General features: G+C 65.2%; 11 protein-coding genes. 3 read left to right on the top strand and 8 right to left on the bottom strand.

Going from position 1 to position 14058, the window contains the following annotated elements:
• The first annotated feature begins 17 nt into the window (after positions 1-17).
• Both JAN5088_RS15495 and JAN5088_RS15490 read left to right on the top strand, forming a co-directional pair.
• On the top strand, positions 18-1076 hold the full coding sequence (locus JAN5088_RS15495) for a glycosyltransferase family 4 protein (RefSeq protein WP_074962680.1): 1059 nt from the start codon (positions 18-20) through the stop codon (positions 1074-1076).
• Entirely contained in the window at positions 1073-2017 is a 945-nt protein-coding gene (locus tag JAN5088_RS15490; RefSeq protein WP_280522495.1) for a stealth family protein, read from the top strand. Before JAN5088_RS15495 ends, JAN5088_RS15490 begins: the two co-directional genes overlap by 4 nt.
• Before the next feature lie 184 nt (positions 2018-2201).
• Here JAN5088_RS15490 and JAN5088_RS15485 read toward each other — a convergent pair whose 3' ends face one another.
• From JAN5088_RS15485 to JAN5088_RS15450, 8 genes are all read right to left on the bottom strand, one after another.
• A complete protein-coding gene (locus tag JAN5088_RS15485) occupies positions 2202-2414 on the bottom strand; it encodes a hypothetical protein (protein WP_055683716.1) in 213 nt (70 codons plus the stop codon).
• Positions 2411-2728 (bottom strand): hypothetical protein, encoded by a 318-nt coding sequence (locus tag JAN5088_RS15480; RefSeq protein ID WP_055683715.1) that lies wholly within the window; start codon positions 2726-2728, stop codon positions 2411-2413. Before JAN5088_RS15480 ends, JAN5088_RS15485 begins: the two co-directional genes overlap by 4 nt.
• Positions 2725-3618 carry a peptidylprolyl isomerase gene (locus JAN5088_RS15475; RefSeq protein ID WP_082430042.1) on the bottom strand — a complete coding sequence of 298 codons (894 nt, stop codon included), beginning with the start codon at positions 3616-3618 and terminating at the stop codon, positions 2725-2727. The genes JAN5088_RS15480 and JAN5088_RS15475 overlap by 4 nt, the downstream gene beginning before the upstream one ends.
• On the bottom strand, positions 3615-4400 hold the full coding sequence (gene narI / locus JAN5088_RS15470; protein ID WP_055683713.1) for a respiratory nitrate reductase subunit gamma: 786 nt from the start codon (positions 4398-4400) through the stop codon (positions 3615-3617). The genes JAN5088_RS15475 and narI overlap by 4 nt, the downstream gene beginning before the upstream one ends.
• 9 nt (positions 4401-4409) lie before the next feature.
• Positions 4410-5108, bottom strand: coding sequence for a nitrate reductase molybdenum cofactor assembly chaperone (gene narJ, locus JAN5088_RS15465; RefSeq protein WP_055683712.1), 699 nt, complete (start codon positions 5106-5108; stop codon positions 4410-4412).
• Complete coding sequence (gene narH / locus JAN5088_RS15460; RefSeq protein WP_055683711.1) at positions 5105-6631, bottom strand: nitrate reductase subunit beta; 1527 nt, start codon at positions 6629-6631, stop codon at positions 5105-5107. The genes narJ and narH overlap by 4 nt, the downstream gene beginning before the upstream one ends.
• Positions 6631-10398: a nitrate reductase subunit alpha gene (locus JAN5088_RS15455; RefSeq protein ID WP_055683710.1), complete on the bottom strand. Its 3768-nt coding sequence runs from the start codon at positions 10396-10398 to the stop codon at positions 6631-6633. Before JAN5088_RS15455 ends, narH begins: the two co-directional genes overlap by 1 nt.
• Positions 10399-10696: 298 nt before the next feature.
• The gene (locus JAN5088_RS15450; protein ID WP_055683709.1) at positions 10697-13426 is read right to left on the bottom strand and encodes a nitrate/nitrite transporter; all 2730 of its coding nucleotides are present in this window, start codon (positions 13424-13426) and stop codon (positions 10697-10699) included.
• Positions 13427-13594: 168 nt separating this feature from the next.
• Between JAN5088_RS15450 and JAN5088_RS15445 the strand changes: the two genes are divergently transcribed.
• Positions 13595-14056 carry a hemerythrin domain-containing protein gene (locus JAN5088_RS15445; RefSeq protein ID WP_055683708.1) on the top strand — a complete coding sequence of 154 codons (462 nt, stop codon included), beginning with the start codon at positions 13595-13597 and terminating at the stop codon, positions 14054-14056.
• Positions 14057-14058 lie beyond the last annotated feature (2 nt).

The raw sequence follows: 14058 nt of genomic DNA, 5'->3' as shown, positions 1-14058 counted from the left end.
CCGTGCCGCCACTTCCCGTGCCCTCGGATGGGCCCAGCGTCCTCGCCCCGAACCTCAAGCGGCGGCTGTCGGGGGTGACAGCGACCATTGCGCGGCTTGTCCCCTTGCAGGCGCGGTCCATCGCGATCCGCGCGACGGGGCCGGGCCTGCCGGCGTCGACGCCGCATCTGCCGCTTTGGCGTGTCGCGCTCCTTCCGCGGCGGACGCGGCGGGTCTGGCACGCGCGGCGCAACACCGAGATGCTGCTGGGGCTGCTCTTGCGGGGAGTGCTGCGCAAGAACCTGGCGCTGATGTTCACCTCCGCCTCGCAGCGGGCCCATTCGGGCTACACCCGCGCTCTGATTGCGCGGATGGATGCGGTGGTGGCGACCTCGGCGCGCGGCGCGAGGTACCTTGAGGTGCCGGCGACCGTCATCCATCATGGCATCGACACCGACCGTTTCGCGCCGCCCGGCGACGATGCGGCCCGTGCTGCCCTGCGCGCGCGGCTCGGTCTGCCCGACGGGCGATTGGTTGGGTGTTTCGGGCGCATCCGGCACCAGAAGGGGACGGACGTCTTCGTGGACGCGATGCTCGCCGCCGTCGCCCGGCACGACGATGTCACCGGCATGGTCCTTGGCCGCGCGACGGACGCGCATCGCGGGTTCGAGCGGGAGTTGCGCGACCGGATCGACGCTGCCGGCCTGTCGGACCGCATCCGGTTCTGTGGAGAGGTTCCGGTGGACGAGGTAGCCGACTGGTATCGCGCGCTCGACCTGTTCGTCGCGCCCCAACGCTGGGAGGGGTTCGGGCTGACTCCGCTCGAAGCCATGGCGTGCGGCGTTCCCGTGCTGGCCACTCGCGTCGGCGCGTTCGAGGAACTGCTGGTCGACGGTGAAACCGGCCGGTTGGTGGACCGCGACGACACGCCGGCGATGACGCAGGCGCTCGACGATGCGCTGTCGGACCCGACGATGCTGGAGCGCTGGTCGGCGGCTGCGCGGACGCATGTCGTCGATGATTTCTCGCTGGAGCGAGAGGCGGAGGCGCTGATCGCGATCTACCGGACCTTGCTCGCGGAGGAGGGAGCGCGGTGACGAAAGAAGCGCCCGCCGACGCCATCGACGCGGTGGTGACCTGGGTCGATGGCGCAGACCCGGCCCACGCGGCCCGGCGCGCGCAATACCGCGATCCGGCGGCCCATGCCGACGCCGCCGGGCCGGTCCGCTTCACCAGTTCCGGCGAAATCCGCTATGCGCTCGCCTCGCTTCTGCGGTTCTGCCCGTTCCTGCGACACATCCACGTCCTGACCGACCGTCAGCGGCCGGCAGCGCTCGATGCCCTGTCCGACCCGTCCGGCAAAGTCCGCGTTGTGGATCACGCGGATGCGTTCGGCGCCCATGCCGACCTGCTGCCGGTCTTCTCCTCGCGCTCCATCGAGACCATGATGCACCGCATTCCGGGTCTGGCGGAGCGGTTCATCTATCTCAACGACGACATCTTCGTGGGCCGCGAGATGGAGCCGGAAGACTATTTCAATGGACCGATCCCGGTATTGCGGGGAGCGATGAAGCCTCTGCCGGCCCCGGCTCTGCAATGGCTGAAGGAGACCTTCGGAGGCCGGCGGCCGGGCTACGGCGCCGCCCAGCGTTCTGCGGCGCGGCGGGTCGGGCGACGGAAGACTTACCTCCTGGTTGAACATCAACCGCACCCGATGCGGCGTTCGACCCTTGCCGCCTTTTATGATGGCAATGCGGAAGCGCTGCGCGCGCAGGCCGGCCATCGGTTCCGCATGCCGGAACAGGTCTCGCCCATCGGGCTCACCCATCATCTCGAACTCGAACTCGGGGCGCGCGTGATACCGCCCCGCGACGTCGGATACGTCAGACCCGGGCGCCCAACGGGGCGCGCGCTCGCGGCCACCTTGGCGGCGCTGGAATCCGGCGCTTTCGCGTCGTTCTGCATTCAGAGCCTTGAGAAGATGCCGCCAGAGGACCAAACTGCCGTTCGCGACGCGTTGGACCGCTACTACGGCTGAGCCTGGAGATACCTCTGCGGTCCGCTGGCCTTGAACGCGAGGTGTCGCCACGGGAAGATGGTCGAAGTAGTCCTGTCGAAGGCATGGGCAGAAGCGCACTTCCCCGGGGCGCGCGGGCGACGACCATCGTAGTCGCTGCCAACACCCCGGGCCGTGTCATCGACCCGAAGGGTTTCCCGGCTGCCTACCAAAGCAGGAGATATGCCGCGACGAGGACGCAGATGACCGTGACCACGATCCAGATGATCGGCCAAGCCCGGCTGTCGTCATGCTGAACGGACGCGCTCTCGGCCGGCGGGCGTGTCGAGGTCTCGGTATCCCGAGAGGTGTTTTCGACGGACTTCAGCTTCGGGTTCAGGCCGCTGCGTTCCGTATTCTTGCCGACGGGATCGTTCATGGCGTCATCTCCTCGTTTGCACCCGACGTCTCCTTTCGGATGATGCCCAGGCGCCACCGTATCATCGTGATCAGGAGGGCACGGCCCGGATCGTCGGCGTCGCGCATCCTGGATACCAGCATAGCCCAATCCTCCTCACCCGCCCGGTTCGAGAAATCGGCTATGGCGGCGCGGGCGAAGGTGACGGCGTCCTCCCGGCCGGCCGCAGCCTGGGCATTCAACGTCTGCCAGAGGTCGGGATCGGCCGGTTTCAGCCATGTCTCGATATCCGCGCCTGACCGCTGCGCGGCGGCCAGCACGTCGCCCAGCATCATGATCCGACCTCCGGTTCGATGACGATCCCCTCGACCTCGGACCGTTGAGCCAGATCTGCCACGTATCGGGCCGCCCCCATCGTCCAGGCGCGGGCCGCCATCATGTCGGCGATCTTTTCGTGGACCGCTTCGAAAGGCAGGATCTGCCCCTCGATGCAGCGGGCGAGGCGGATCACGTGCCAGCCGAACCCGGAGCGGATGGGCCGGCGGCATGTCTCGCCGGGAGACAGCGCCTCGATGGCCTGCTGCACCTCGGCCACCAGTTCGCCGCGCCGCACTTGGCCAAGGGATCCGTCCTGTTGCGCCGAAGGGCAGCCGGAATACTCGCGCGCCGCGGCCGCGAAGGCCGTAGGATCGTCGCCCACCTCCGTCGCGATCCGCCGCGCCTGGATGCCTGCGGTTGACCATGCCTCGACCCCGTCTCCGTCCGGCTCGATCAGGATGTGGGATGCCTCGAACAGGTCCGGTGTCCGGAACCGCTGGCGGTTCGCCTCGTAGTAGCGGCGGCACTCCTCGTCGCCGGCTTCCTCGGGGACGACCCCTGACTCCAGCAGGTCCGAGATCAGCGCATCCTCATCCATCTCGTCTCCCGCGGCCGGTGAAGCCATGTCCAGCCGCCGCGCCTCCTGCAGCAGCAGTTCGCGGACGGCGAGGGCGCGGGCGGCCCCGCGCCAGGCTGCATCGGCGTCCGATGCCGGATGGTGCTGCATTTCCTGCGCGATGGCATCGGGATCGATCTCCACCCCGTTGACGCGAACCGTCGAAAAGACCGGCGGCGCCTTTTGTGGCGCGGGTGCACCGCCGCCGCAGCCGCCGGACTGGCAGGCGTTCATCATCTGCGGCGCTGGTCGAGGCTCTGGCTTGAGCCGGGGAACTTCATGCCTGGTCATGCGCCCGACCCTCCGCTTTCCGACGCCTGTCGCGCCACCGTCTGTCCGCCGCCCGGGAGCGAGGGTCCGGCCGGAATGTCGCGTCGCTTGCCGATCGGATGGCGGCTGCGCACGATCTGATAGCCCGGCCGGAACAGGAACCAGATCGGCACGCTCCAGATATGCACGAGGCGCGTGAACGGCGTGATCGTGAACAGGATCAGGCCGAGGATGATATGCAACTTGTAGATCCAGGCGACCTCGGCCAGCTGGCCCGGTGCGGCGGCGTCGAAGACGACGATGGCGTTCGCCCATCCCATCAACTGCACCATCTCGCTGCCGTCGAGATGCTGGGCCGTCCACCAGATCGACGCGACGCCGAAGACGAGCTGCAACCAGAGCAGGACCAGCACCGCGATGTCGCCCACCGAGGAGCTGCGTCGGATCCGATCATCGAACAGGCGCCGGTGCAGCAGAAGGGTCGCACCGACCAGCGCCATCACACCGGCGATGCCCCCCACCACCATGGCCGTGATCTGCTTGAAGCTGTGGGTGACGCCCACCGCATCGAAGACACCGACGGGAGTCAGAAGGCCGATGAAATGCCCCACGAACAAGACCAGAAGCCCCATGTGAAACAGGTTGGAGCCGATCGTCATCTGGCGTCGACGCAAAAACTGGCTGGACTGCGAGCGCCAGGAATACTGATCCGCGTCGAACCGCAGGATCGAACCGACGATCAGCACGGTGATGGCGAAGTATGGAAACCAGCCGAAGGCCAGTTGGTTCAGCAAGTCACTCATCGTTTCCTCCTAACCTTTGGTGCCGCGAGCGGCTGTCATCGCCTTTCCCTTGGCGCGCAAACGGGCGACGATGCCCGTCGGCCCGCCCATCTCATGGGCTCCGGTGAAGGTTACTTCCTTTTCCTCCCATTCCTCGTCGATCCGCGCCGGGTCGTCCGAGGGGGCGTTCTTCTGAAGCTGGTCGATTGCGTCGTGGTCCGGCCGCGCCCCGGAAAGTGTCAGGATGGCCGCGAACACGGCTGCGTAGTCGGAGTCGCGTTCGCGCAGACGCTGCTCCAGCGCCGCGAAGACGTGGGCGGGCTGGGCCAATGTCTCCCGAGCCTCGGCCGGGGGCAGGCAGGAGGCGTATTCGAGGAAGACCGGGATGTAGTCCGGAAGCTCCTGCGACTCGAGCAGAAGGCCCGCCTGCATGTACTGCTCCGCCAGGTCCAGCATGGCCTGCCCCCGTTCCCGGTTGTCGCCGTGAACATGCTCGAACAGATGCAGCGACAACGCGCGGGAGCGATCGAACAGGTCCGTGTAGGTGGCCTGCGCGTCGATCGTCTCCTCGCGTTCCAGCCGGTCGAGAAGGACGCCGAGCCGCCGGCGGACGTGGGGCCCGAGTGCCTTCTCGTCCTCCACCACTGCACGCAACTCGGCGACATGCGCCCGCAATTCCCCGGAAGGGTAGCCCATCATGGCCGCGAGAGTACGCAACATCAGCTTCATGTCGGCACATCCATGTAGGGTTTCTTGGGCGTCCGCTTGGTGCCGCCGAAGAGGTTGGTCTTGCTGTCCCCACCCGAGCCTTCGCGAAAGGCGAACCCGGCCGAGCCACGCATCTCGTAGGCGTCCTCCTCGATCTCGCGGTGGGTGGTCGGGATGACGTAGCGGTCTTCATAGGCCGCCAGCGCCATCGTCTTGTACATGTCCTCGATCATCGGCTGGGTCAGGCCCACACGCTCGGCGATCGACGGATCGATCCGCCCCTCGACCGTCTTGGCGCGCATGTAGGACCGCATCGCCAGCATCCGTTCCAGCGCCGACGCCACCGGCGCCTCGTCGCCCGCGGTGAGCAGGTTGGCAAGATACCGCATCGGGATCCGCAGGGACCGCACGTCGGGCATCCCGTCCTTGGCGCTGATCTTGCCCGCCTCGTGCGCGGACTGGATGGGCGACAATGGCGGGACGTACCACACCATCGGCAGGGTGCGGTATTCGGGGTGCAGCGGGAAAGCGATCTTCCAGTCCATCGCCATCTTCCAGATGGGCGAGCGGACCGCTGCCTCGATCCACTGGTCGGGGATGCCCTGCGCGCGGGCCTCGGCCTGGATCTCCGGGTCGTGGGGGTTGAGAAAGACGCCGAGCTGTGCGGGATAGAGGTCCTTGGGATCCTCGACCGACGCGGCCGCCTCGATCTTGTCGGCGTCATAGAGCACGACGCCGAGATAGCGGATACGGCCGACGCAGGTTTCCGAGCAGACCGTGGGCTGACCCGTCTCGATCCGCGGATAGCAGAAGATGCACTTCTCGGATTTGCCGGTCGACCAGTTGTAGTAGATCTTCTTGTAGGGGCACCCCGACACACACATCCGCCAGCCGCGGCACTTTTCCTGGTCGATGAGGACGATCCCGTCCTCCTCGCGCTTGTAGATCGCGCCCGAGGGGCAGGAGGCAAGGCACGACGGGTTGAGGCAATGCTCGCAGAGGCGCGGCAGATACATCATGAAGGTCTCTTCGAACTGGCCGTAGATTTCCTTCTCGACCCCTTCGAAGTTGTAGTCGCGCCCACGGCTGGAGAACTCGCCGCCTAGCATGTCCTCCCAGTTGCCGGACCATTCGATCTTGTTGATGACCTCGCCCGTCAGCAGCGAACGCGGCTTTGCGGACGGCTGGGCCTGCAACTCTGGCGCCTTCTGCAGCCACTCGTACTCGAACGTATAGGGCTCATAGAAATCGTCGATCTCGGGCAGGTGCGGGTTGGCGAAGATCTTGGCCAGGATCCGCCATTTGGAGCCTTGCCGGGGAATGATCCGGCCATTGGCCTTTCGCGTCCAACCACCCTGCCAGCGGTCCTGGTTCTCCCAATCCTTGGGATAGCCGATACCGGGCTTGGTCTCGACGTTGTTGAACCAGACGTATTCAACGCCCTCGCGGTTCGTCCAGACGTTCTTGCAGGTGATCGAACAGGTGTGGCAGCCGATGCACTTGTCGAGATTCAGCACCATCGAGATTTGCGCGCGTATCCTCATTATTCTGCCGCCTCCCTGCGGGTGGTGCCTATGGACGCATCCGATGTCCCGGTTTCGTCGGCCGCTTTGTCGAACCAGTTCACCTTGCTCATCTTGCGCAGGATCACGATCTCGTCCCGGTTGGCCCCGACCGTTCCGTAGTAGTTGAAGCCATAAGCCAGCTGGACGTAGCCGCCGATCATGTGGGTGGGCTTCATGTTGATCCGCGTGACCGAGTTGTGGATGCCGCCGCGTTGGCCGGTCATCTCGGACCCGACGGTGTTCACCAGCTTTTCCTGCGCGTGATACATGATGCAGGATCCCGGCATGATCCGTTGGCTGACGATGGCCCGTGCGGTCAGCGCACCGTTGACGTTGAACGCCTCGATCCAGTCGTTGTCCACGATCCCGGCCTCCCTTGCGTCATCCTCGCTGATCCAGACGGCGGGGCCGCCGCGGTTCAGGCTGAGCATGATGAGGTTCTCGGTATAGGTCGAGTGGATCCCCCATTTCTGGTGGGGCGTCAGGAAGTTAAGCTGGATTTCCTTGTTGCCGTTGGGAAGCTTGCCCAGCGCCGCGGCGATGCTGCGGGTGTCGATCGGCGGCTTCCATGTCACGAAGGCCTCGCCGAAGGCGCGCATCCAGTGGTGATCCTGGTAGAGCTGCTGACGACCCGTCAGCGTGCGCCAGGGGATCAGCTCGTGCACGTTGGTCCAGCCGGCGTTATAGCAGACGCTCTCGCTCTCGATGCCCGACCAGGTCGGGCTGGAAATAATCTTCCGGGGCTGACTGACCACGTCGCGGAAGCGGATCTTCTCCTCCTCCTTTCCCTCGGCCAGATGGGCATGCTCGCGGCCCGTGGACTTGGACAGCGCCTGCCATGCCTTGACGGCGACCTCGCCGTTGGTTTCGGGTGCCAGCATCAGGATCGTTTCGCAGGCATCTATGTCGGCATCGATCTTCGGGCGCCCCTTTGTCGTCCCGTCGAGGACGGTGCCGTTCAGCTTGCCCAGAAGTTCGACCTCATGCGCGGTGTCCCAGTTCAATCCCTTGGACCCGTTGCCCAGCTTTTCGAGCGCGGGGCCGAGCGAGGTGAAGCGCGCGAAGACCTCCGGGTAGTTGCGTTCCACCAGCGCGACCGAGGGCATCGTCTTGCCCGGTATCGGATCGCATTCGCCGCGGCCCCAGTCCTGCGGGGCATAGGGCTGGGCGATCTCGCCCGGACTGTCGTGCTGGATCGGGGTCAGCACCACGTCCTGCTCGATTCCGAGCACCTCGGGGGCGACTTCGGAGAATGCCTTGGCGATCCCCCGGAAGATGTTCCAGTCGCTGCGCGCCTCCCACGACGGGTCCACGGCAGCCGTCAGCGGATGGATGAACGGGTGCATGTCCGTGGTGTTCAGGTCGTGCTTTTCGTACCAGGTCGCCGTGGGCAGCACGATGTCGGAATAGAGACTGGTCGTCGACATGCGGAAGTCGATGTTCACCATCAGGTCCAGCTTGCCCACCGGCGCTTCGTCGTGCCAGGCGACTTCCTGCGGCCGCACGAGGCCCTCTGCATCGTCGGTGCCGATGACACCGTGAAGCGAACCGACGAAGTGCTTGAGGAAGTATTCGTGCCCCTTACCGCTGGCGCCCAGCACATTCGAGCGCCAGAAGAACATGTTGCGCGGCCAGTTGCGCGGATCGTCCGGATCGGCGTTGGCGAAGGTCAGTTCGCCGGATTTCAGCTTCGACGCGACGGCCTCGCCCGGGTTGCCGCCGCTTTCGGCCAGTGCCGCGCCGACGTCCAGCGGGTTCTGCAGAAGCTGGGGCGCGGAGGGCAGCCAGCCCATCCTTTCGGCCCGCACGTTGTAGTCGATCATCGCGCCCGACCAGTCGCCCTCGGGGGCCGTGGGCGACAGCAGTTCCGAGACCTGCATCGACTCGTAACGCCATTGGTCGGTGTGGGCGTAGAAAAAGCTCGTCCCGTTCATCTGACGCGGCGGCCGCGTCCAGTCGAGCGCGAAGGCCAGCGGCAGCCAGCCGGTCTGCGGGCGCAGCTTCTCTTGGCCTACGTAATGCGCCCAGCCACCGCCCGACTTGCCGATGCAGCCGCACATCACCAGAAGCTGGATAATGCCACGATAGCTCATGTCCATGTGATACCAGTGGTTGAGCCCCGCGCCGAGGATCACCATCGACCGCCCTTTCGTCGTCTCGGCGTTCTGCGCGAATTCGCGGGCGATCTGGATGATCGCCTCGCGCTTCACTCCCGTGACCTTCTCGGCCCAGGCCGGGGTGAAAGGCACGTCATCGTCGTAGTCGGTCGCAACGTTCGCGCCACCGAATCCCCGGTCGAGCCCGTAGTTGGCGCAGTAGAGGTCGAAGACCGTGGCCACCTTGATCGTCCCGCCGTCGGCGGTGGCGATTTCACGGACGGGGATGTTCCGCATCAGGATGCGTTCGTGATCGGTGGCCGTCCAGTCGTGGGCCGCTGAACCGCCGAAATACGGAAAGGCGACCGGCGCGATGGCGTCGTGATGATCGGCCAGCGTCATGCGAAGACGGATATCGCGGCCCTTGCCGTCCTTTTGCTCAAGGTTCCACTTGCCGGCATCGCCCCACCGATGCCCGGACGACCCGAGCGGAGCGACCAGATCCCCCGTCGTCTCGTCGAAGCCGATGGCCTTCCAGTCGGGGTTGTTCTCCTCACCCAGATTGCCGGGCAGATCGGCAGCGCGCAGCATCCGGTCGGGAACGAGCTGTCCCTCCCGATCGGTCAGCGTGACGAGCAGGGGAAAATCGGAATATTTGCGCGCGTAGTCGGTGAAATACTCCGACTGCCGGTCAAGATAGAACTCCCGCAAGGCCACATGGCCGAAGGCCAGGGCCAGGGCGGCGTCGGTGCCCTGCTTCGGATGCAGCCAGATATCGGAGAACTTGGCCGCCTCGTTGTAGTCCGGGGCGATCACGGCCGACTTCGCGCCGCGATAGCGCACCTCTGCATAGAAATGCGCGTCGGGTGCCCGCGTCATCGGAACGTTCGAGCCCCAGACCAGAAGAAAGCCGGCATTGTACCAGTCGGCGCTTTCGGGGACGTCCGTCTGTTCGCCCCAGGTCTGCGGCGACGCCGGCGGCAAGTCGCAGTACCAGTCATAGAACGAAAGACAGACGGACCCCAGCAGCGACAGATAGCGGCTGCCGGCGGCGTATGAGATCATCGACATCGCCGGGATGGGTGAGAAACCGACGACCCGGTCCGGTCCGTATTCGCGGATGGTGTAGGCGTTGGCCGCCGCGATCAGTTCGTTGATCTCGTCCCAGCTGACGCGCACGAACCCGCCGCGGCCGCGCCTCGACACCCAGTCGTGGCGCTTCTGCGGATCCTCGGCAATCGCGCGCCATGCCGCGACCGGGCTCATGGAGGCGCGCGCCTCGCGCCAGTGGCGGATCATGCGGGCGCGGACGAGGGGGTATTTCACCCGCGTGCCGGAATAGAGGTACCAAGAGTAGCTGGCGCCCCTGGGGCAGCCGCGCGGTTCGTGATTGGGCAGGTCCGGGCGCGTCCGCGGATAATCCGTCTGCTGAGTTTCCCAGGTCACGATCCCGCCCTTGACGTAGATCTTCCAGGAACAGGAGCCCGTGCAGTTCACGCCGTGCGTGGATCGCACGATCTTGTCGGCGGCCCAACGCTTCCGATAGGCGTCCTCCCAAGCGCGGCTTTCGTTCGTCGTGATGCCGTGCCCCTCGGAGTACTTCTCGCGCTTGGCGCGGAAAAACGTCAGCCGATCAACAAAGTGGCTCATATTGTTCTCCTGGTTCTATGCCGCGTTTCCGCGGATCGGTCCGAAGTTCCGGTCGGCGCCGAAGCCGCCCTGCGAGGCCTGACTATGAGCGGCACCCGATTGTCCGCGCAGTTCGCCGGACAGTCCCCGGGCATCCCGCACAAGAGGGGCCGGCCGAAACCGCCGGGCCGGTGCCGGGTCATGCGCGCCGATCTTTCGGCATTCCGTGTGGTGGGATTGGCCAGCATTCTGCGGCGTCCTCTGCAACGTTGTGACTTTGGCGCCCATCGCGATCTGCATCGGTCCGGGCGGTCGATCTTCATGCGGGCTGGCCGCTTGCCGTGTTGCGGCCAGAACCGCGTTCGATGTCGTGCAGAAGGCCGCCCCGGCGGGTGTAGTAGGCCCAGGTGATGCCGAGACAGATTACGTAGAAGATCAGGAAGGCCCACAGCGCGGCGACCGGACTTCCAGTCATGTTGAGCGATGTTCCGTAGGCCTTGGGGATGAAGAACGCGCCATAGGCGGCGATGGCGCTCGTGAAGGCGACGATGGCGGCGCTCTCCCGGTCGGCCTGGCGGCGACGTTCCTCGGCGGCCAGCTCCGGCATCAGGCGCGGCACCTCGCGGCCCATGATGATGGGGATCATCTGGAAGGTCGAGGCGTTGCCGACGCCGGTCAGGAAGAACAGGGCCATGAAGCACGCGAAGAAGCCCAGGAAGCTTCCATCCGTGCCGTCACCGGGCAGAAAGGTGATGACCCCGAAGACGGCGACGATCATGCCGATGAAGGTCCAGAAGGTGACCCGTCCGCCGCCGAAACGGTCGCTGACCCATCCCGTTCCCGCGCGGCTGAGCGCGCCGACGAGCGGGCCGAGGAAGACGAACTGCAGCGCGTTCACCTCGGGGAACATGATCCGTGTCAGAAGCGGGAAGCCCGCCGAATAACCGATGAAGCTGCCGAAAGTCCCGGTATAGAGGATGCACATCAGCCAGTTGTGCTTGCGCGTGAAGATCACGGCCTGTTCGCGGAAACTTGCCCGGGCATCCGCGATGTCGTGCATGCCGACCCAAGCGGCTATGGTCGCGACCACGATGAACGGCACCCAGACAAAGCCCGCGTTCTGCATCCAGAGCTGCCCGCCGTCGCTCATTTCCTGCGGCTGGCCACTCAATGCCCCGAAGACCCCGGCCGTGATCACGATCGGCACCAGGAACTGCATGACCGACACGCCGAGATTGCCAAGCCCGGCATTCAGCGCCAGCGCATTGCCCTTTTCCGACTTGGGAAAGAAGAACGCTATGTTCGCCATCGAGGATGCGAAATTGCCGCCGCCAAGCCCACAGAGCAGCGCCAGCACGAGGAAGATGAGGTACGGCGTCTCGGGATTCTGAACGGCATAGCCAATCCCCAGGGCGGGTAGGAGCAGCGAGCCCGTGGAAAGGGTCGTCCAGAGCCGTCCGCCGAAGATGGGGACCATGAAGCTGTAGAAGATCCGCAAGGTGGCGCCCGACAGGCCCGGCAGCGCCGCGAGCCAGAACAGCTGCGAGGGCGTGAAGTCGAAGCCGATCGCCGGAAGACGCGCGACGACCACCGACCACACCATCCATACCGCAAATGCCAGCAGGAGGGCAGGGATCGAGATCCACAGGTTGCGCTGTGCGATGCGGCGACCCTTCTCGCGCCAGAAGACAGGATCGTCGGGGCGCCAGTCCTCGATGCCCCGCGGACGCGCGTCCTGGCCGGGACGGTGGATCGCCTGCATCTCGGGCAGTTCCGGCAGGTCCGACAGGGCGGTGCCCTGCGCTTCGCGCTCCATCACCCGGATCGAGACGTGCATCCAGACGAACGCGATGCAGACGAGGAAGAACAGAAGCAGGAAGCAGCTCGTATAGATGCCGGTCAGATCGAGAAGCGCGCCGAAGGCGATGGGCAGGACAAAGCCGCCGAGACCGCCGATCATGCCGACCAGCCCGCCGACCGAACCGACATGGTTCGGATAGTAGACGGGGATATGCTTGAAGACGGCAGCCTTGCCGAGGCTCATGAAGAACCCGAGCCCGAAGATCGTGGCGACGAAGGGCCAGAAGCCCATTTCCGTCGAGAAGGTGATCGGGCCATCCTTGCCCTGGATCACGTAATCCGTCGGCGGATAGGACAGCATGAACAAGAAAACCAGCGAAAAGCCGAAGGTCCAGTACATGACCGCCCGCGCGCCGAACCGGTCGGAAAGATGCCCGCCGTAGGCACGGAACAGCGAAGCCGAGAGCGAGAAGCTGGCGGCGGCCATGCCGGCGGTCCGCACATCCGTCCCGTAGACGTCGATGAGATAGTGCGGAAGCCAGAGAGCCAGCGCCACGAACGCGCCGAAGACGAAGAAATAGTAGAGTGAGAAGCGCCAGACCTGCAGGTTTCTCAGCGGCGCGAACTGGCTGGCGAATGTCGGGCCACTGTCTCCGGACTTTCGCCGGGCGACCAGCTGCGGGTCGTCCTTGGCGAAGACGAAGAACGCCACGGCCATCAGCGCGAGCGCAACGGCCCAGACGTGCGCGACCCCCTCCCAGCCATAGGCGACCATGATGAAGGGAGCGACGAACTTGGTCACGGCGGCGCCGACGTTGCCCGCGCCGAAGATGCCGAGCGCCGTGCCCTGGTGGCCGGCGTCGTACCAGCGCGACACATAGGCCACGCCGATGATGAACGACCCGCCGGCAAGGCCGATGCCAAGCGCCGCGATCAGATAGACCAGATAGCTGTCCGCAAAGGTGAGGGCCCAGGTCGCCGCCGCCGTCAGCAACATCTGGACCGGGAACATGATCCGGCCGCCGTACTTCTCGGTCCAGACGCCAAGGAACAGCCGCGTGACCGAGCCGGTCAGAATTGGGGTTGCGACCAGAAGGCCGAACTGGAACTCGGACAGTCCGAGCTCCTCTTTTATCGCGACACCGATGATCGAGAAGATCGTCCAGACAGCGAAACAGGCCGTGAAAGCGACGGTGCTGAGCGTCAGAGCCCGTGTTTGTTCGCCCGTTCCAGCTCCGACATCCTGCATGACGCGCCCCTCGCGTGACCTTCGACTATAATTATCACACTGCAGGTCTCATCGTATGACGCGGGCGCAACAGTGCGATTTGACATATATCAATGTTTCCAAAATTGCGTCCGGGATACGCTCCATCGACGACGGATGCCGCTTTTGCGTTGGGCCGGAGCATCGGAGATGGAAACGCCGCGATATTTGGCAGGCGGGGGACGGGCAGCGCCGGCCAGCTTCGACGATTGCCTGACCCGTCAATTCGCCTTGTGTGCCGCGCTCGAGGCTCTGGCCGATTCCCTGCCATCGAACGTCGACACGCTCGCCGCGACCCAGCTGGTCGAGCAACTGCACCCGACGTTGTCGTACTGTCAGCAGTTCGAGGAAACCGTCGTCTTTCCGGTCGTCACGCGATCGAAACCGCAGGTCGAGCTGATCGTGGAGCGGCTCAGGCATGAGCATGTCGAGGACATTCACCATGCGCGCGACGTCTGCGATTCCGTGACGGCATTCGCCCGGAACCCCGTTCGCCTCCATGCCAACGAAGAGGGATACATGTTGCGGTGCCTGTTCACCTCGCTCCGGCGACACCTGGCTTTCGACCGCGACTATATCCTGCCGCTCTACCTCAGGGCGTGTGAACGCTGACG

Origin of the sequence: Jannaschia rubra, assembly GCF_001403735.1 — a bacterium.
Classification (GTDB): Bacteria; Pseudomonadota; Alphaproteobacteria; order Rhodobacterales; family Rhodobacteraceae; genus Jannaschia; species Jannaschia rubra.
This window is presented reverse-complemented; position numbering and strand designations above follow the sequence as displayed.

What these genes read in the sequence shown, in the direction of transcription:
- narI (WP_055683713.1), bottom strand. Translation starts at nt 4,400, where the DNA reads ATGAGTGACTTGCTGAACCAACTGGCCTTCGGCTGGTTTCCATACTTC.
- JAN5088_RS15475 (WP_082430042.1), bottom strand. Translation starts at nt 3,618, where the DNA reads ATGACCAGGCATGAAGTTCCCCGGCTCAAGCCAGAGCCTCGACCAGCG.
- narH (WP_055683711.1), bottom strand. Translation starts at nt 6,631, where the DNA reads ATGAGGATACGCGCGCAAATCTCGATGGTGCTGAATCTCGACAAGTGC.
- JAN5088_RS15450 (WP_055683709.1), bottom strand. Translation starts at nt 13,426, where the DNA reads ATGCAGGATGTCGGAGCTGGAACGGGCGAACAAACACGGGCTCTGACG.
- JAN5088_RS15485 (WP_055683716.1), bottom strand. Translation starts at nt 2,414, where the DNA reads ATGAACGATCCCGTCGGCAAGAATACGGAACGCAGCGGCCTGAACCCG.
- JAN5088_RS15455 (WP_055683710.1), bottom strand. Translation starts at nt 10,398, where the DNA reads ATGAGCCACTTTGTTGATCGGCTGACGTTTTTCCGCGCCAAGCGCGAG.
- JAN5088_RS15445 (WP_055683708.1), top strand. Translation starts at nt 13,595, where the DNA reads ATGGAAACGCCGCGATATTTGGCAGGCGGGGGACGGGCAGCGCCGGCC.
- JAN5088_RS15480 (WP_055683715.1), bottom strand. Translation starts at nt 2,728, where the DNA reads ATGATGCTGGGCGACGTGCTGGCCGCCGCGCAGCGGTCAGGCGCGGAT.
- narJ (WP_055683712.1), bottom strand. Translation starts at nt 5,108, where the DNA reads ATGAAGCTGATGTTGCGTACTCTCGCGGCCATGATGGGCTACCCTTCC.